The organism is Candidatus Nealsonbacteria bacterium CG07_land_8_20_14_0_80_39_13 (assembly GCA_002779355.1).
Lineage (GTDB): Bacteria > Patescibacteriota > Minisyncoccia > Minisyncoccales.
This window is the reverse complement of sequence record PEWS01000007.1, coordinates 1-18430: the sequence shown is the minus strand read 5'-3', so window position 1 is coordinate 18430 and position 18430 is coordinate 1. Positions and strand designations below refer to the sequence as shown.

General features: G+C 37.7%; 21 protein-coding genes, 1 tRNA gene, 1 other RNA gene and 1 other annotated feature. Of the genes, 14 read left to right on the top strand and 9 right to left on the bottom strand.

Going from position 1 to position 18430, the window contains the following annotated elements:
- Positions 1-549 precede the first annotated feature (549 nt).
- A complete protein-coding gene (locus COS96_00505) occupies positions 550-1887 on the bottom strand; it encodes a hypothetical protein (GenBank protein ID PIU44172.1) in 1338 nt (445 codons plus the stop codon).
- A 68-nt stretch (positions 1888-1955) separates the two neighbouring features.
- Between COS96_00505 and COS96_00500 the strand changes: the two genes are divergently transcribed.
- From COS96_00500 to holA, 9 genes are all read left to right on the top strand, one after another.
- On the top strand, positions 1956-2384 hold the full coding sequence (locus COS96_00500; GenBank protein PIU44171.1) for a tRNA (adenosine(37)-N6)-threonylcarbamoyltransferase complex ATPase subunit type 1 TsaE: 429 nt from the start codon (positions 1956-1958) through the stop codon (positions 2382-2384).
- A 23-nt stretch (positions 2385-2407) separates the two neighbouring features.
- Entirely contained in the window at positions 2408-3220 is an 813-nt protein-coding gene (locus COS96_00495; GenBank protein PIU44170.1) for a site-specific DNA-methyltransferase, read from the top strand.
- Between the two features lie 4 nt (positions 3221-3224).
- Complete coding sequence (locus COS96_00490; GenBank protein ID PIU44169.1) at positions 3225-3752, top strand: hypothetical protein; 528 nt, start codon at positions 3225-3227, stop codon at positions 3750-3752.
- Positions 3753-3873: 121 nt separating this feature from the next.
- Complete coding sequence (locus COS96_00485; protein PIU44168.1) at positions 3874-4113, top strand: hypothetical protein; 240 nt, start codon at positions 3874-3876, stop codon at positions 4111-4113.
- 5 nt (positions 4114-4118) lie between these two features.
- Positions 4119-5048: a hypothetical protein gene (locus COS96_00480; protein PIU44167.1), complete on the top strand. Its 930-nt coding sequence runs from the start codon at positions 4119-4121 to the stop codon at positions 5046-5048.
- 43 nt (positions 5049-5091) lie between these two features.
- Positions 5092-7101, top strand: coding sequence for a hypothetical protein (locus COS96_00475; protein PIU44166.1), 2010 nt, complete (start codon positions 5092-5094; stop codon positions 7099-7101).
- Between the two features lie 90 nt (positions 7102-7191).
- The gene (locus tag COS96_00470) at positions 7192-7560 is read left to right on the top strand and encodes a response regulator (GenBank protein PIU44165.1); all 369 of its coding nucleotides are present in this window, start codon (positions 7192-7194) and stop codon (positions 7558-7560) included.
- Between the two features lie 7 nt (positions 7561-7567).
- Positions 7568-8398 (top strand): DNA-formamidopyrimidine glycosylase, encoded by an 831-nt coding sequence (locus COS96_00465; protein ID PIU44164.1) that lies wholly within the window; start codon positions 7568-7570, stop codon positions 8396-8398.
- On the top strand, positions 8395-9333 hold the full coding sequence (holA, locus tag COS96_00460; GenBank protein PIU44163.1) for a DNA polymerase III subunit delta: 939 nt from the start codon (positions 8395-8397) through the stop codon (positions 9331-9333). Before COS96_00465 ends, holA begins: the two co-directional genes overlap by 4 nt.
- On the opposite strand, the gene COS96_00455 is transcribed toward holA, so the two are convergent.
- Entirely contained in the window at positions 9330-9584 is a 255-nt protein-coding gene (locus tag COS96_00455) for a 30S ribosomal protein S20 (protein PIU44162.1), read from the bottom strand. The genes holA and COS96_00455 overlap by 4 nt on opposite strands.
- Before the next feature lie 61 nt (positions 9585-9645).
- On the opposite strand from COS96_00455, the gene COS96_00450 reads away from it, so the two are divergent.
- Positions 9646-10920, top strand: coding sequence for a hypothetical protein (locus COS96_00450; GenBank protein ID PIU44161.1), 1275 nt, complete (start codon positions 9646-9648; stop codon positions 10918-10920).
- Here COS96_00450 and COS96_00445 read toward each other — a convergent pair.
- The 6 genes from COS96_00445 to COS96_00420 form a co-directional block, all read right to left on the bottom strand.
- Entirely contained in the window at positions 10901-11245 is a 345-nt protein-coding gene (locus COS96_00445) for a 50S ribosomal protein L20 (protein ID PIU44160.1), read from the bottom strand. The genes COS96_00450 and COS96_00445 overlap by 20 nt on opposite strands.
- Position 11246: 1 nt before the next feature.
- The gene (locus COS96_00440) at positions 11247-11438 is read right to left on the bottom strand and encodes a 50S ribosomal protein L35 (protein ID PIU44159.1); all 192 of its coding nucleotides are present in this window, start codon (positions 11436-11438) and stop codon (positions 11247-11249) included.
- Between the two features lie 12 nt (positions 11439-11450).
- Complete coding sequence (locus COS96_00435; protein ID PIU44158.1) at positions 11451-12047, bottom strand: translation initiation factor IF-3; 597 nt, start codon at positions 12045-12047, stop codon at positions 11451-11453.
- A 56-nt stretch (positions 12048-12103) separates the two neighbouring features.
- Positions 12104-12495, bottom strand: a transfer-messenger RNA (tmRNA) gene (gene ssrA, locus COS96_00430).
- 85 nt (positions 12496-12580) lie between these two features.
- Complete coding sequence (locus tag COS96_00425; protein ID PIU44157.1) at positions 12581-12826, bottom strand: excinuclease ABC subunit C; 246 nt, start codon at positions 12824-12826, stop codon at positions 12581-12583.
- Positions 12628-12685 (bottom strand) — a sequence feature (possible 23S ribosomal RNA but 16S or 23S rRNA prediction is too short). Its footprint overlaps the gene before it by 58 nt.
- 4 nt (positions 12827-12830) lie before the next feature.
- Positions 12831-13289 (bottom strand): SsrA-binding protein, encoded by a 459-nt coding sequence (locus tag COS96_00420; protein ID PIU44156.1) that lies wholly within the window; start codon positions 13287-13289, stop codon positions 12831-12833.
- 50 nt (positions 13290-13339) lie between these two features.
- On the opposite strand from COS96_00420, the gene COS96_00415 reads away from it, so the two are divergent.
- Both COS96_00415 and COS96_00410 read left to right on the top strand, forming a co-directional pair.
- Complete coding sequence (locus COS96_00415; protein PIU44155.1) at positions 13340-15085, top strand: arginine--tRNA ligase; 1746 nt, start codon at positions 13340-13342, stop codon at positions 15083-15085.
- A 114-nt stretch (positions 15086-15199) separates the two neighbouring features.
- Positions 15200-15850, top strand: coding sequence for a hypothetical protein (locus tag COS96_00410; GenBank protein PIU44154.1), 651 nt, complete (start codon positions 15200-15202; stop codon positions 15848-15850).
- 26 nt (positions 15851-15876) lie between these two features.
- Here the strand turns inward: COS96_00410 and COS96_00405 are convergent, their stop codons facing one another.
- Positions 15877-17481, bottom strand: coding sequence for a tRNA uridine(34) 5-carboxymethylaminomethyl modification radical SAM/GNAT enzyme Elp3 (locus tag COS96_00405; protein PIU44153.1), 1605 nt, complete (start codon positions 17479-17481; stop codon positions 15877-15879).
- 37 nt (positions 17482-17518) lie between these two features.
- On the opposite strand from COS96_00405, the gene COS96_00400 reads away from it, so the two are divergent.
- Together COS96_00400 and COS96_00395 are read left to right on the top strand one after the other, a co-directional pair.
- Positions 17519-18226 (top strand): hypothetical protein, encoded by a 708-nt coding sequence (locus tag COS96_00400; protein PIU44152.1) that lies wholly within the window; start codon positions 17519-17521, stop codon positions 18224-18226.
- Positions 18227-18233: 7 nt separating this feature from the next.
- Positions 18234-18308, top strand: a tRNA-Arg gene (locus COS96_00395).
- Positions 18309-18430: the final 122 nt, after the last annotated feature.

Here is an 18430-nt window from a genome sequence, read left to right as displayed (position 1 = left end):
GGTGACGGAGGGGGCGTTGGATGATAACACCGAGGGTGGTCTCACGACGCATCGCCACATGAAGGATGAATCTATATAACAAAAATAAAAACAAAGGAGGTGAAAAAAAATGAAAACAAATCCTCTTTCTGCTGAGCAAAAGGACTCTTTTGAGAAGAGAAGGCTCGAGAAGGAGAAGAAAAGGGAATCGGAAAAATAGAAGATGTTTTTTATTTTTTTAAAGGACTCGCCCAAAAAGGGTTTTAGTCCTATAGGGGAGCGAGAAGGAACTTTTTGCTTTCAAAGGGGGTAATCGCACACGATTCCCCTTTTAATTTTGTTTAAATTTGGTGAAATTGGTGAATTATGACAAAATACTTGACAAGTTGTCAAAGATTTGCTATCATTCATATATCATTAAAAATAGCCTTAAAACTGGGGGTTAGGAATTTTCCGCAGATGGACAGCCTTGTTCCGACTCGGTTGCTCCTCGGGGGAATTCCAAACTTTGTGTTCCAAACCTTACGTTTCCCGCAGCAATGCGGGAAGCCCCCAGTTTTGTGGCTTTTTTTATTCTCCGATTACTCTTTTAACTTCTTCAATTGTCGTTATTCCTTCTAAAACTTTAAACAATCCGTCCTCTTTCATTGTTGTCATTCCATTCTTTATGGCCTCCTCTCCAAGCGCTGAAGTGGAGGGATTTTCCAATACAAATTTTTCCATTTTTGAATCAATAAGCATAACCTCAAAAACCCCGACTCTCCCTTTATAGCCGGTAAAATTACATTCCTTGCATCCCTTAGCAGAGGGGATTTTCAGGTTAGAATCAATTTTCGGCAAGGTTATTTTTCCCTTCAACCCTTTTGTTCCTTTTTCCAGTTTTTCAATGTCTTCTTTCTCGGCCTGTTTTAATTCAGAACATTTTTTGCAGACTTTTCTGACCAGTCTTTGGGCAATGACGACATTAATGGCCGGGCCGATGTCAGAAGGCTTGATCCCTAAGTTCAGTAATCTGGCTATTGTTCCGGCGGCGTCATTGGTGTGCAAGGTGGAAAGGACAAGGTGTCCGGTCAGAGACGCTTGAATGGCTATGCCGGCGGTTTCAGAGTCTCTTATTTCTCCAATCAGAATAACGTCAGGGTCCTGTCTGACAATAGACCTCAATCCGGAAGCGAAGTCATATCCTTTACTGCTCGACGAAGAGATATTTGCGTCTTGCCCGACCATAGATTTTAATTCCGAAGCGAAGTCAAATCCTTTATCTGGACTTACTTGAGTTTGAGAAATTCCGTCCAAATGATATTCTATCGGGTCTTCTATGGTAATGATTTTTATTTCCGAGCTTTGTATTCCCTTCAGAACAGCGTAAAGAGTGGTGGTTTTTCCCGATCCTGTCGGACCGGTAACGATAATCATCCCGTTCGGCTTTATCATTTCCTTTTTAAATACTTCTAGCAGATCTTTCCTTAACCCCAATCCCTCTATCTCAATTAATTTCTTAGGATTTAAAAGTCTTAAAACCACTGACTCTCCGTTTTTGGATGGCAGGGTTGATGTTCTTATTTCTATTTCAGAATCTTGGATCGGCGCGGTAAAACGGCCGTCTTGAGGACGGTCGGAAACATTAAGCCGCATTTCGGATAGTAATTTTAATCTGGAGAGTAGTTTTTGAAAAATTTTCAAATCAAGGACGGTTACATCCTGAAGCATTCCGTCAAGTCTCAATCTGATTTTAGCTCCGTCTTCTTCCGGTTCAATATGAATATCAGAGGAATTCAAATCAATCGCCCCTCTTAACAAGGTCTCTATCGCTTCTGTTGTCGGGACGCTTTCTAAGGCGCTCATTCTTTCCTTGAGGTCAGGTATACTTTCTATTTTTTCATATATTTTTTTTGAGCCTTCGTCCATTTTTTTTGTAAAATTGTTTAAAAAAAGATAAAATACTATTACATTACTTCCTTTTTATCCTGTTTTTTATGTTAAGTCAATTTTCTGTGATTACAAAAAGCGCTTCGGAGACAAAAAAAATAGCTGAAAACTTAGCCAAGGAGATTTTGACCGGAGAAGGAGGGGCTGTTTTGGGGCTGAAGGGAAATTTAGGGGGAGGGAAAACAACCTTTGTCCAAGGATTCGCCAAAGGGTTGGGAATAAAAGAAAAAATATTGAGCCCGACTTTCAATATTTTCAAAAAATATAAAAATTTTTATCATATTGATTGTTATAGGATAAAAAGAGAAAAGGAAGCAATTGATTTAGGTTTTCAAGAAATATTTTCCAATCCCGAAAATATCGTTGCTGTTGAGTGGCCGGAGAATATTAAAAAGATTATGCCCGAGAGAACAATCTGGCTCACCTTCAAAGTCATCGGCGAAGACAAGAGAAAAATCACCATCAAACAATCATAGCCAATTTTTGCTATAATAATCTCATGGGAAAACCATATTACGAAAAACCAAACTTTACACTTTATCAAGCTGATTCACTTGAATTTTTAAAAGAAATTCCGGAAAATTCCGTGGATATGATTTTCGCTGATCCTCCGTATTTTTTATCAAGCGGAAGTTTTACTTGCCAAAATGGTAAAATGGTTAGCGTTAAGAAGGGTGATTGGGATTTGAGTAATGGATTAAAAAAGAATTTTGAATTTCATTTTGCATGGACTAAAGAATGTAAAAGAATTCTAAAGCCAAGTGGAACAATTTGGATCAGTGGAACTTATCACTCAATTTATCAATGCGGATTTGCTCTTGAAGTTAACAAATTTCATATTCTTAACGATATCGCGTGGTTTAAGCCAAATGCTTCGCCGAATTTGAGTTGTCGGTTTTTTACCGCCAGTCATGAAACCTTAATTTGGGCGAGAAAAGAAGAAAAAGCAAAGCATACTTTCAACTATGATTTAATGAAAAACGGCGAATGGCCGGAAGATGAAATCAAAAAACCGGGGCTGCAGATGCGTTCTGTGTGGTCAATAAATACGCCCAAGCCAATTGAAAAAAAATTCGGGAAACACCCGACACAAAAGCCATCTGATTTGTTAAGAAGAATAGTTTTGGCCAGCACGAATAGGGGCGATTTAATACTGGATCCTTTTACCGGGAGTTCTACGACAGGTTTGGCGGCTTATTTTTATGGAAGAAAATTTATCGGGATTGATAACGAAAAAAAATATTTAGATTTATCAATCAAAAGGTTTGAGGAATTGGACAGAAATATCAAGAATAAATTAAATAAAAAATAATTTTATGAGAAAAGGGAAAATAGGCGGAGCTAACACGAAAACGGGGCTTTATTTTGAGGGTAAAGTGGTTTTTTTGACTTTTATAAAATCAAAGAAAAATTATAAAGTTCAGGGAAGCGCGATTTTTTATAACGGCGAAAAAGTCGCCGTGTCTTTCAGAAAACACGGGTTATACAAATATTTAGAGGAGAACAAAATAGATTATAAAAAATTTATTTCTAAGCGACTTTTGCCGGACGATGCGATATTTGTGATAACGAATAACACTTTTTTTATTCTTGAGATTAAATTTCAGGAAGTCGCTGGCTCAACGGATGAAAAATTACAAACCTGTGATTTTAAGATTAAGCAGTATAAAAAACTTTTATCAAGATTGAATGTTGAAGTGCAATATATTTACATCTTAAATGATTGGTTCAAAAAACCAGAGTATAAAGATGTTTTAGATTATGTTATTTCAATAGCCGGGTGTTCCTATTATTTCAATTATTTGCCGTTACAAAAAATAGGCCTGCCAGTACCAACAGATTAAAGAGATTAAAGGAAGATTTCAAAAAGTGTAAAAATTTCGGAGATTATAATAGATTATTTAAAAAAGCAGGCGAAGATTATCTTAAGGCAGAGATGCCTGAATTTATAACAGATAGAAAGCTATGAAAAAATATAAAGTTAGTTTGGCGTTAAAAGTTTATAGTAATTTTGAGATTGAAGTTAACGCAGAAACAGAAAGAAAAGCGTTGGATATGGCGTTGGGAAAATATTCTAATGGTGAGTGGGGTGACGATAATATTACGGAGCCGGATTGGGCTAATCAAGAATTAGATATAAATGTTGACAGGATGGGCAAAGCTGAAAGCGGAATTGACATTGAAGAATTAAAAAATAGAAATTAAAAAAGATGAAACATTTGGTTATTCTTGATAGCAATTCAATTATTCATCGGGCTTTTCACGCCCTACCTCCTTTGACCGCTAAAAACGGAGAATTGGTCAATGCCGTTTATGGTTTTTTGTTGGTTTTTATAAAGGTAATTAAAGAACTCAAGCCTGATTATCTGGCTGCCACTTTTGATTTGCCCGGGAAAACATTTCGGCATGACGAGTTTAAGGAGTACAAGGCCAAGAGGCCTCCTATGCAGGAAGGATTGATTCCTCAATTTTCAGGAGTAAAAGAATTCCTGAAAGTTTTTAGCGTAAAGATATTTGAGAAAACAGGATTTGAGGCTGACGATATGATAGGCACCATCGTCGAAAAAATCACCAAGGGAGGTAAGGGAGAAGATGTTTTGATAACAATCGTAAGCGGAGATATGGACATTCTTCAATTAGTTAATGAACGGACGAAAGTTTATTTTTTAAGAAGGGGAGTGAAAGACGCCGCTCTTTATGGGAGGAAAGATGTTGAAGAAAAATACGGGCTTGCTCCTGATCAAATATCCTTTTTCAAAGGGTTGAGGGGAGATACTTCAGACAATATCCCCGGAGTTAAAGGCGTAGGAGAAAAAACAGCCATAAAGCTTATTCAAGATTTTAGGGATATGGAACATCTTTATGGGGAGTTGGAAGGAGATAAGGATGGCAATGGGAAAATCAGCCCGAAGTTGAAAGAAACACTTTTGAAGTCAAAGGAGATGGCTTTTTTAAGTAAGAGATTGGGAGAGCTTAAGAAAGACGTTCCTTTTGACTTTGATTTGGACGGCTGTTCTTTCGGAAGTTATGATAAAGAAAGCGTAAGGCAATTGTTTGAGAAATTCGGTTTCCGTAGCTTAGTTGATAAGTTTTTGGAAGCAGGGAAGAACGAGCCTAAGAAGAATTTGAGTTTGTGGTAATCTTTATTTGTATTTTTAATTATAAAAATGTAAAATTAAAATAATGGAAGGAATAATTCTGATAAATCAAATCATCATCTTTTTTCTTGACTCTCTCGTCTTGGGTTTGGGTTTTTGGGCTTTTCTGAAAAACAAAAAAGCGCCGGTTAATCAGATTGTTTTTTCAATAGCAATCCTCCTTTTTCTTTGGATAACATTCGGTTACCTCTCGCCTTTTGCGGCTGACATTGATCAGTCGGTTCTTCGGGCAAAAATAAATTTTTCCATTGCTTTTATTATATTAATTCCCCTTTATCTCCTTACAGTTTATTTCCCTACCGTCCAGAAGAGGTCCGGAATTTTAGATAAGGCCGTTTTTCTGATCGCCTCAGTTTTTTCTTTGACCACCTTATTCACGAACTATTTTGTTAAGGGCGTAGAGATGAGCGAATTTGGAGTGAACATCGTTAACTTCGGAGAGATGCACTTATTTTTTCACCTCTCTTTACTCTTCATGGCTTTTTTTGTGCTGTTGCGTTTTTTCAGGAAATACGCCGGGCTTCCTTACAAGGAAAAAAGTGAAACACAGTATGTTTTGTTCGGTTTTTCATTGTTTGTTGTTTTTGACATTATCTTCCATTCTTTAGTTTCTTTCATGGCTGAAGATTTTATTTTTTATCGTTCCTTTTATTACGCTCTTGGCGATTATTCAGCTATTTTCTTCCTTGGTTTCGGCGCTTATATGGCTGTTCAGGGAGATGTTCAGGGCAAAATGATCTCTTTTTATAGAATATTAATGATGTCTTTCGCAATATTGCCTCTTGTCCATATTTTTCTTTCAACAACTCTCATAGAATACATTTGGAATTTCGTTTCTTTTTCTTTGCTTTTGATACTCGGCTATTTGCTGATGTCAGGGCTTATTGGAGAATCAGAGCAGAAAGAAGAACTGATGATTACCAATAAAGATTTGGAAGAAATAGTCCAAAAGAAAACAGAAGGCTTGAGGGATGCATTAGGGAAAGCAGAGGAAGAGAAAGATAAAAATCATGCTTTGATTTTTAATTTGTCAGACGGGCTTTTGTTTCTGGATAAGCATAAGGTTGTTTCCATGATTAATCCTCAAGCGGAGATTTTCTTAGGAGTAAGGGAGTTTGATATTAAATGGAAAAAGTTTTTTGATTTGGAAAGCTTCCCGACCCTTCAACCTTTGATAAAAATATTCAACGGAGAGATGAAGCCCATTTCTAAGAAAGAAATTCAGATAAAAGAGGGATTAATCCTTGAGGCGACAATCAGCATCGTTAAAAGAGGCGGCAATGATGCGGGGACATTAATTATTCTCCGTGACGTGACCAGAGAGAAAATGGTTGAAAAAGCCAAAACCGAATTCGTGAGCATCACTGCCCATCAATTAAGAATGCCTTTGTCAACTATAAAATGGGCGCTGGATATGATTATAAGGGGAGATTTTGGACCAATCAGTCGCGATCAAAGTGATTTTCTTAAAAAAGCTTACGTATCCAACGAGAAAATGATAAACCTCATCAACGACCTTTTAAATGTGACAAGAATTGAGGAGGGAAGGTATCTTTATAATCCTGATTTTGGGGATATGGAAAAGATTATCAGGTCAGAGATAGATTCTTACCGGCCGATTGCAGAGAAAAAAGGCGTGGAGCTGATTTTTAAAAAAGAGCCTGAAGGGGAGTTGCCGGCAGTTTTTATTGATTCTGAAAAGATCGCCATAGCCGTTCATAACCTTTTTGACAATGCCATAAATTATACTTCTCAAGGAGGAAAGATTGAAATTAATTTGAGGCAAGCGGAAGGCGAGGTGAGGTTTTCAATAAAAGATAGTGGCATGGGGATTCCTGAAAATTTGAAAGGAAGGATATTCACTAAATTTTTTAGATCTCAAGAAGCCGTTAGAATGGACGCCGAAGGTTCAGGGCTGGGGTTATTTATCGTCAAGAATATAATAGACGCTCATAAGGGAGAGATATGGTTTGAGTCGGCGCAAGGAAAGGGAACAACCTTCTTCTTTTCTTTCCCCGCCATGGAAATGACTTGATTTTTTGTCAGCCGTTGCCTAATCAGCGTTTAATAAGTATAATGGAGTCATATAAATTAAAAAAGTTAATTAAAAAATAATTTAAAAAATATGGCAGATAAAGTTTTGATTATTGAAGATGACGAATTTTTAAGAGAATTAATTCTCCGCAAGGTTGAAAGCGAAGGGTTTAACGTTTCTATTGCCTGTAATGGAGAAGAGGGCTTGAAAAAGATAAGAGAAGAAAAGCCCCAGTTAGTTTTGCTGGACCTTATTTTGCCGAATATGGACGGATTTGAGGTTTTGACGAAGGTAAAGGAAGATGAGGAGCTATCTTCAATACCCGTTGTTATTCTTTCTAATTTGGGGCAAAAAGAAGATATTGAAAAAGCTTTAAAAATAGGAGCGGCCGATTATTTGATAAAAGCCCATTTTACCCCCAGCAAGATTATTGAAAAAATAAGGAATATCTTATCATAATTTTAAAATGCCTGAATTGCCGGAGGTAGAAACAATAGTCAGAGGCTTGCAGAATGTCCTAAACAGGACATTCTTTGATATTTGGACTGACTCTCTGAATCAGATTAAGAAACCGAAAACCTTAGAAGAGTTTAAAAAAGGAATAAAGGGGAAAAAAATAAAAAAAATTTGGAGAAGAGGAAAAAATATTATTTTTGATTTATCAGAGGGATTGTCTCTTTTAGCCCATATGAAGCTTACGGGACATTTTCTTCTCGGGGAACGAGGGGAAGATAACGCCGACGAATTTATCCGTTTTATTTTTCGGATGGATGATGGAAGCATACTTGCTCTTTCCGACGTCAGAAGATTTGCTAAAATAGAGTTATGGAAAACTTGTGATTTGCTTGGTTCAAAAAGCTTCATTTCTTTAGGACCGGAGCCACTGGATAAAGAGTTTACTTTTAATAGGTTTAAAAAGGTTTTAAGCGGGAGAAAGGGCAGGATAAAGCAGGTTCTGATGGACCAGTCAGTAATTGTCGGGATAGGCAATATTTATTCAGATGAAATTTTATTCAGAGCGAAAGTTAATCCTTTGGAGAAAACATCGGATCTTAACGAAGGGGAATTACAGGAAATTTATTGCAATATAAAACCGGTTCTGGAAAAAGCGATTAAGCTTGGCGGAGAGAGTTTCTCTGACTTCAGGGATATTAACGGAGAAAAAGGAAATTTTGATAAAGAAATAAAAGTTTATCGGAGGCAAGGGGAGAAGTGTTTTGTTTGCGGGACAATAATTGAGAGTGTGAAAATAGGCGGGAGAACTGCTCATTTTTGTCCTCTCTGTCAAAAATTATGATTGTATTTATTTATGGCCAGGATACATATAGAAGCTGGCAAAAGCTGAAGGAGATAGTAGGGCAGTATAAAAAGATCCATAAAAGCGGATTGAATTTGAGGTATGTGGATTTAGAAAAAGACGATTTCCAATCTTTCAGAAATGACTCTCGGACGGTATCAATGTTTGATGAAAAAAAACTGGTTATTTTGAGGAATTGTTTTTCCGATAAAGATATAGAGAAAGAGTTTCTTGAAAAGGGTAAGAGTTTTTTTGATTCTAAGGACGTTTTCGTTTTTTATGAAACAGGAAAGATTCTTAAAAGCGATTCTTTGTTCAAATATTTGATTAAGAACGCTAAAACGCAGGAATTTAAGCTCTTAGAAGGGATGCATCTGGTTAATTGGATAGAGAAAGAATTTGATGAATACGGCGTCAAGATATCTCCGGAGGCTTTAGGCAAATTAATCGCCTCTGCCGGCGATGATATGTGGCGTCTCAATAATGAAATCAGAAAATTGGCCGGCTATAAAATGAAAGAAAAAACAATAAGCGCTGAAGATGTGGGCGTTTTAGTGAGGCCGAAATACGAGGTTGATATCTTTAGAACAATTGACGCTGTGGCTGAAAACAACAAGAAGAAAGCCCTTTTCTTTATCCGTCGGCATATGGATAAAGGAGAGTCGCCTTTTTATATTTTTTCCATGATACAATATCAATTTAAAAATCTTTTGAATATCAGAAGCCTTATTGATAAGAATGTATCTTTTGGAAAGATGGTTAAGGAAGTCGGGCTTCATCCCTTTGTCCTTCAAAAAACTTATGCCCAAGCCACAAAATTTTCTTATCCTGTCCTAAAAAAAATCTACCGGAAAATTTTTCAGGCAGATTGTGACATTAAAACCGGAGTGATAGACATTAAGGCCGGACTTGACCTGTTAATAGCCGAGATTTAGCCGGCCATTCTGGCCATTTTTGATTTCCTTCTGGAGGCGGTGTTCTTTTTAAGCACGTTCACTTTGGTCGCCTTGTCTATGATTTTGTAAACTTGAGGCAGGAGTTTTTTGGCTTCATCCATCTTCTTCTGTGAAACTAAAAGAGCCAGCTCCTTACTAAGGTCTTTGATTTTTTTATTGTAATTGATGTTGCTTAATCTTTTTTTCTTGGATTGGCGCAACGCTTTTTTTGTCGATTCCGTAATTGGCATATTCCCACATTATCACAGTCGATGATTTTTTGCAACAAAAATATGTTAAAATAGAGATGTTATGTTTCTGAAGAAAATAATTAAAAAAATTACGCCGGAGTTTTTAATTGATTGGTATCATTGTTTTTTACCGTTTTTGGGAGCGATTATTTATCGTTTTCCCTCAAGAAAACTGAAGGTAATCGGCGTTACCGGCACCAATGGGAAATCAACAACAGTTTCCCTGATAACAGCCATTTTAGAAGAGGCCGGTTTTAAGGTTGCTTCAATTTCTTCAATAAGATTCAAAATTGAAAATAAAAAATGGAGCAACCCCTTGAAAATGACCATGCCGGGCAGGATGGTTATCCAGAAATTTTTAAGGCAGGCGGTTGATTCCAGTTGCCAATACGCGGTTCTTGAGGTAAGTTCAGAAGGGATTAAACAGCACCGTCATTCTTTTATTAATTTTGATACAGCCGTTTTCACTAATCTGGAGCCGGAACACATTGAAAGCCACGGTTCTTTTGAAAATTACAGAAAGGCCAAAGAGAGGCTTTTTCAGGTGGCCAAGGGAGTCCATGTTGTGAATGCGGAGGATAAAAATACGGAGCATTTTTTGAAATACACGGCAAGAAAAAAATATACTTATGGCTTAAATCATGGCGAGGTGAACAATCAAAATATTAAATTAAGCCTTCGCTTAATTGGTGATTTTAATATTTATAATGCTTTGGCGGCGATTTGCGTCGGGCTTTCCCAAGGGATTGATTTAAATATCTGTAAAAATGCTTTAGAAAAAGTGAGGGAAATTCCCGGCAGGATGCAGCTTGTTATTTCGGAGCCGTTTAAGTTTTTTGTTGATTACGCGGTTACGCCGGAAGCGTTGGAAAAAGTTTATCAAACAGTAAAACCTAAGGACGGGAGACTGATTTGTCTTTTGGGATCTTGCGGAGGAGGGAGAGATAAATGGAAGCGGCCTATTCTTGGGAAAATTGCCGGCCAGTATTGCGATGAGGTTATTTTGACTAATGAAGACCCGTATGACGAAAATCCGCTTAAAATTATAGAAGAAATTGAAAGCGGTTTTTCGCAAATCTCTCAGCCAAAGGCTGACCGGCCTCTGGCCGGAAATTACAAATTACAAATTATAAATGAAATTCAAAATTCAAAATTATGGAAGATATTGGACAGAAGGGAGGCGATAAAAAAAGCCATCGCCTCGGCAAAGCCGGGCGATGTTATTATATCAACGGGAAAGGGGAGTGAATTATGGATGTGTTTGGCTAACGGCAAAAAAATTCCATGGAACGAAGCCGAAACCGCAAAACAAGAATTTATTTCAATTCGGAGATGATTTTGTTGAATATTTCCGGATTGGTTTCCGTCAGTTCTGACAAGACTTTTCTGTCAATTATGATATTTTTTTCTTTAAGTTTAAAGATGAGTTGATTATAAGGGATTCCTTGTTCTCTGCAGGCGGCATTTATTCTGATCTGCCAAAGCCGGCGGAAGGTTCTTTTCTTCACTCTTCTGTCCTTAAAGGCGTGACCCCAAGCATGGCGTATAGCGTCTTTAGCTGCCTTGAATTTAGATTTTCTTCCCCAGCAAAAACCCTTGGTATATTTCAAGATACCTTTTCTTCTTTTATTCGCCGTTGTTCCTCTTTTTACTCTTACCATATTATATATGCAGTAATTTTTTTATTTTCTTTATTTCAGAATCTGAAACAGTTGCCCATTTTCTTTTCTTCCTGACCTGTTCTCCTGTTTTTTTTGAACGCAAATGGTCCTGGCCACATGGCCTTCTTAGAATCTTTCCGTTTTTGGTAACCTTAAAACGTTTCGTGATTGATTTGCGAGTTTTTATTTTCATATGTTTGTCATATTAGCTGATTGGCGTCGATTGGTCAACCCTGTTAGAGGTTTCTGCTTTGGGCGCAACAACAGCATTACGCTGGGTTGTGTCTTTCATAATTGTCATCGTCAGTCCTCTTCCCTCTCTTTTTATTTCCTTCTCTGTTTTGACGGGAACTTTTTCCTGCAAAATTTCAATAAATTTACTTATTTTCCCTTTAGCCACTTCCTGCAGGGCTTTTTCTCTCCCACTGAGTCTCAATTTTATTTTTACGACGCTTCCCTTTTTTAAAAATTTTTCCGCTTGTCTAACCCTTGTCTCCATATCATGAATGGAAATATTGAAGCTTAATCTGATTGTTTTCATTTCTCCTCCTTTCTGGTGTTTCTTTTCTTCCTTTTTTTTCTTTTCCTGCCGATATGAATATTTTCCATAGTCCATTATTTTACAGACAGGAGGATCTACTTTTTCTGTGACCTGAATTAGATCGGAGTTGCGGTCTTTAGCCATCTGGAGCGCCTCTTCTATTTTTATTACTCCAAGCTGGGCGCCGGTTTCGTCTATTAGTCTTACTTCCTTAGCCCTTATTTGGCCGTTAATGAAAGTTCTTTTGAAATTTTGAGGCATTTTTAGTGTAATTTGTGTGAGTAATTTGGGATCAAATTCTGCGACAGCAAAATTTGTTGTGGAGATGGCGGGATTGAACCCGCGTCTGAAAAATTTTCCAAAACAATTCTACAAGCTTAGCTTAGTTTTTAAGGGGCGCAGGCTATAAACTAAGCAAAATTCCTGTGCCTTGAATGCAATTGTCTTAGCGGAATTCCTGCATTCGGAGAATACCGCCCATCTCGCTGATATGACACCTGATTTTATTTAGCGAGAATTAATAAGTCAGATGGCCTACGGTTTTTAAGCGCAGACAGGAGCTAAAGCCATTCTTCCGCTGAAAGCAGAAACAAACGCGTCTTTAACTTTTGTAAATGAGTTTACACTTACTTTTTTGCTGATTTTTTACAAGATTCAGCGACTTGGCTTGCTTGTTTTGAATCAGTTTTTCATCAAAACATTCATCCCCGTCCGCATCGCTACGCGAGCAAGCGAGCTTGCTCGCTTGCGAAGCGTTGCGGGCGAGGCCCCAACCATTTTTTGTTGAGGTATTTTTAGAGTCCGCTTATCCTTCTTTTTAAATATGCCCTACCGAAGCCAGTTTTCAGTGATTTTTCTCTTTTTACGGCATCCTCTAATATATTAGATGCTTCATAATAAAGCAATTCAAAAGGTCTTCTATTTTTGGTGGACTTTGCCAATCCTTTATTATATTCCTCAATTCTTTCTGATAAATTATTGGTATGTCCTGTGTATAATTTTTTATCTTTTAGGCTTCTTAATACATAAACATAATACATAGGTTCAAGATATTACGCTATTTTTGAAGGCTCTTCTTATTTCCCTGTCGGATTCGCGTTTTTTAATTGATTCGCGCTTATCAGCCTTCTTCTTTCCTTTGGCTATAGCGAATTCCAACTTTATTAAACCTTTTACAGTATAAACCTTTAAGGGGGCCAAAGTCAAGCCTTTTTGCTCTGTTTTGCCGATAAGCTCGTTTATCTCATTTTTCCTCAAAAGAAGCCTCCTGTCTCTTTTTGGATTATAACCTTCGGTAATATTTTTGGGCTGATAGGGATGGATGTTGGCGCCCGTCAAATAAGCCTCGTTGTTCCGCAAAGTGACATAAGAGCCGACCAAGCTCATCTTGCCCGTTCTTATTGATTTCACTTCGTGGCCGAATAAAACCATCCCGGCTGAGAATTTATCCATGATTTCGTAGTTAAAATAGGCCTTTCTGTTTTCGCTTAAAACATTATCCATATCTTTGTTTATAGTTTTTATGTTTTTATCTTAGCAAAATTTTATAGATAATGCTTGTTTTGGGCGGTAAATTCCGATATGATGAAAGTATTATGGTTAAGGAGGAAATTGGGAAAATGGTGGAAAGGGCGATAAAAAACCTTCAGAAAGAAAGGTTTTTTTCGGATTTTGAAATGCCGAGAATAGATGTTGATGGAGCCACGGAAGAAATTTTCGGAGATTATTCTGTAAATACGGCGATGAGAATTGCCAAAGAAATCAAAAAATCGCCCATGGAAGTTGCTTTAAAAATCATTGGAGAACTGAAGTCTATGGACAGGAAAGACAGGCTATTTGAAAAAATAGAAGCTGTTGAGCCGGGATTTATTAATTTTTTTGTTTCCCAAAAAGCTCTTTTGGATTTCCTGAACAAGTCATGTGATAAGAAAAAAAGAGGTTCTAAAAAGGGAGGGGAAAAGAAAGTTGTTGTTATTGATTATTCTTCTCCTAATATAGCCAAATCTTTCGGTGTCGGACATTTAAGGTCAACTATAATCGGCCAAGCTGTTTACAATATTTATAAGTTTTTAGGATGGAAATGCATCGGAGTAAACCATCTCGGGGATTGGGGCACTCAATTCGGAAAGCTTATCCGCCAGATTAAGGAAGAAAAATTGGTTTTGGAAAATCTTACGATTGATGACTTGGAAAAAATTTATATTAGATTTCATAAGGAGGCGCAAAGTAATCCCATAATGGAGGAGGAGGCGAGGATTTGGTTTAAGAAGCTGGAAAAGGGGGACAAGGAAGCAAAGAAGATTTGGGAATTTTGCGTTGAAACGAGTCTGAAAGAATTTGGAAGAATATATTCTCTTTTGGGAGTGAAAATAGACCATTGTATGGGAGAAAGTTTTTATGTTCGTGAAGGGAAAATGGATGAAATTATCAAAGAGGCGGTTAAAAAGAAAATTGCTTCCGAGAGTCAAGGCGCCTTAATAATTGAGTATCCTGGCAATGAATTGCCGCCGTCAATGCTTTTAAAATCAAATGGGACAACCACTTACCTGACTCGTGATTTAGCGACCATAAAATACCGCCTTAAGAAGTGGAAGCCGGATTTGTTTATTTACGAAGTCGGAGCTGACCAATCCCTGCACCTGAAGCAATTGTTTCGGGCGGTTGAGCTTTTAGGCTGGCGCAAAAAAGAAGATTTTTTTCATGTCAGCCATGGCTTGATAAGAAATATTCATGGAAAGTTTTCCACCAGAAAGGGAGAAACTATTCATTTGGAAAATATCCTTAATGAGGCTGTTGAGCGGGCGGAAAAAATCAGCGAAGATAAGGAAATAGCTAAGGCCGTCGGCATCGGAGCGGTGAAATACAATGATTTGTCCCAGCAATATAAAAAAGATATTATTTTTGATTGGGATAAAATGCTTAATTTGAAAGGCGATTCCGGCCCTTATTTGCAGTATGTCTGCGCCAGAACAGAAAGCGTTTTGAAGAAAGCGGGCCAAGAAGTAATTTTCCCGACAGACGGGGGGATTATTAATAAGGAAGAGGAGGCTGTCTTGAGAGCGATTTTTAAATTTCCTGAAGCAGTTGAAAAAGCGGCTACAAGGTTTTCGCCCAATATTGTCTGTGAATTTTCTTTTGATTTGGCTCAAAAATATAACTCCTTATACAATTTTCACAAGATAATAAAAGCGGAAACAGAAGAGAAGAAAAAATTCCGCTTAGCTTTGACTTTCGCCGTCAATAAGACGCTGAAAGAAGCTTTATCTCTACTGGGAATTTCCGTCCTTGAAAGAATGTAATATCCGTTAATAGTATTGTATTATTTCAAGGTTTTGTTATCGTGAGAATATAGAAGTCCGCAAGGTCTTTTACAATTAAATATAATTAAATATTATAAGAAATGGAGGTAAAAAATGAAAACAATAACCGATCGGAATGTTGAATTATTGAAAGGTCAAAGCAAGAAGCAGGCAGAGATATTAAGTTTAGCCGAGCTTTGGGTAATTGAAAATAACACTTCTCAGATACTGGCTGTCGTAGAAGAGCTATCGAGGGTAAGAAGTAGTGGTCCTGAAATTACGATAGGGGACACAAAGTATTCTTACGGGGTGTTCGGAGGAGGAGCAGGGCAATCGGGTCAAGCGATAACGGATTTTCTTCAGCGATTGATTCAGTTAGGATTTTTTTCATGGAAATGTGGAGATAGTCTTATGTTAAAGGTTTCAGGACGTCCTATTGTTGTGGTGCTATCTAATTCTGGCGGTACCATTGCGACGGTAAATGATGCTAAGGTAGCTAAAAAAGGAGGCGCTTTGGTAATTGCCATAACATCTGATCCGAAATCCCCCATAGGTGAAATGAGCGACTTAATAATTGTTTTGCCCAAAAGAAAAATGTATGAAGAGAGTTTAAGAATATCAAAAGAGGAAATGGAATGTTTATTTCCCTTGGGATCATTCCCCGAAGCCTTGGCCAGATATGTTTTTAATGTAGTGATAACTCAGTTGATGACTCAATTAGGACTTTCTGAGAGAGATTTGGAAAAACGTCATCCAGACTATTAAGAGGCAAATGCCTCTTTTTTATTTTTTTATTTACTGCTTACGTTGCTACGCAATTTTTTGATCATATAGGTGGAGGTTAGGCGGTAGCCGAGATTGCGGTAGTACGGTCTCGCTCCGACAGCGGAGATTATTGAGATTCTTTCTGAATGGAATTCTTTCCCGGCTATCCTTTCCGCTTCTTTGACTAATTTCTTTCCCAATCCCTTATGCTGCGCCGAATTAGAGGCGAAGGAGGCCCATCCTCCTTTGTCTGATTTTCCGGATATTGGGAGTTGTTGTCCATAAGTATGGAGCTCGCGAACAATGGAGTAATTTCCTTCTGCCGGAATGCGGAGGCGGAGCAAGCTGTAAAGTTTTTCTCTTTTTTCGTTTTCAAAACTTAAAAATATCTCCTTTCCTCCGGAAGCGTTATAATCTTCCCTGAAAAGCAGAATTTTTTCTTTAGCGTCGTAATCTTTCCCGATTTCTCGACATCTTATGCATTTGCATTTCTCTCCTTTCTTTTCCATCTCCTCAACGACGATCTGCCGTAAATTAGATATCTTAGCCGGTCCGGCGACAATGTCTTTTGACGGGATATCTCTGGTGATTCTCTGGATGCGGACATAAAAAGGGACCTCCTTTTTTATTTCCGTAACCAGTTTTATCAAATCTTTTGCTGAATAGGGCTTATATTTTTTGTCCTTCCACCATTTATATAATTCCGCGCCCTTCAGAATGGCAGTCGGATATATTTTTAATAAGTCCGGTTGGAAATTTTGATTATTGAATAATTGTCTGAACATTTCTTCATCTTTTTCCAAGGTTGAACCGGGCAAATCAGGCATCATTTGATAACAAACTTTGAATCCGGCATCTTTCAGGAGTTTAGTCGCCTTAATGATGGCTTCCGAGCCATGTCCTCTTTTGTTCAGCGCCAAAACATCATCAAAAATTGACTGGACTCCGATTTCCACCATTGTTATTCCAAGAGTTCTCAATCTTTTTATTTCTTTCTCGTCAATGAAATCAGGCCTTGTTTCTATGGATAAGCCGACAATCCTATGTTTCGCTTTCTCATTCAATCTTTGGACATCTTCAATTTTTTGATTTTTACTTTTTGATTTTTTCCCATTAGAGGCCTGAAAGCATCTTTTAATAAACCAATTTTGATAGCTCTTCTGATAATAACTCCATGTGGCGCCGATTATTCTGACCTCGAGTTTATCAGTCGGGTGGCCTTCGTTCTCCAACATCTCAATCCTTTTTTCTATTTGCAGATAAGGGTCAAAGTTTAATTTTTTTGCTCTCTCCACGGCCGGCTCTCCGGAAACATAACTTTTAGGGATGTTTTTTTCCGTCGGACAATAGATGCATTTTCCCGGGCAGGGGTAGGGTTTGGTTAAAACAGAGATGTTGACTATTCCGGAAAGAGAGCGTACAGGGCGTTTTCTTAAAATATGTTCAATTATTCCGGAACGGGAAATGTTTTTGTTTTTAATCAATTCGTGATAAGTTTTAAGCAAGGAAATATTAGAAGGGCAAGGAGTTTTGAATTTTTTGGCTATTCTTCTCTTTATCACAGCCAAATCTCCTAATTTTTTTAAATTGGCGTTAATTAGCTCTTCAATTATAGTTTCGTTGATGTCCATAAGTTATAAGCTATAAGTTATAATATCAATAAAATCAATGGATGAGAAATACGCAAGGTATTTATTGGGAATGAGTAAGGGCGGCTATGATCTGATTGCCGAGAGGTTTTCTGATACCCGCTGTTTTTTTTGGAAGGATTTGGGCGGGTTGTTGGAATACGTAAATTCCGGCGACAGAGTTCTGGATTTAGGCTGTGGCAACGGAAGGTTATTTGGGGCGATAAAAGAGAAGGGAGGGGATTATCATGGAATTGATAACTCTGAAAAACTGATAGAATTGGCCAAAAAAAATAACCCTCAAGCCGAATTTCAGACAGCCGATGCTTTGAATATTCCCTTTGGCGATAATTATTTTGATAAAGTTTTTGCCATAGCTGTCTTGCACCATATCCCGTCTTTGAAGTTGCGGCTGGACTTCCTGAAAGAAATAAAAAGGGTTTTGAAACAGAACGGCGTTCTGATTTTAACTGTTTGGAAATTAAGTCCGAAGAAACAGGTTTGGAGAGTGCTTTTGGAGAACGCTTTTCTGAAAATAATCGGCAAGTCAAAATTGGATTTTAAGGACATTTTTTATCCTTGGAAAGATTTTCAGGGCAAGGTTTTGACTCAAAGATATGTCCATCTTTTTTCTTCAAAGGAATTAAACGATTTAGCAAAAAGAGCCGGGTTCACGATAAAAGATTTTGGGGAAACCGAAAGGGGAAAAGACAAAGACACCAACCTCTTCTTAATCGCCAGTAAATAAAAAGATTGCCCTCATGGTATAATGGACAGAACACAGGCCTCCGAAGCTTGAGATGCAGGTTCGATTCCTGCTGAGGGCACCAGAATCAAACTTTCAGGAATTTTTGCCCGCCCTCGCTTTCCGCCGCCGCCGAATTTCGTATTTCGCTTTGCGAAATGCGCCACCAAGAAAATTTTGTTTGACCTTTTGTTGAAAATTTCATAT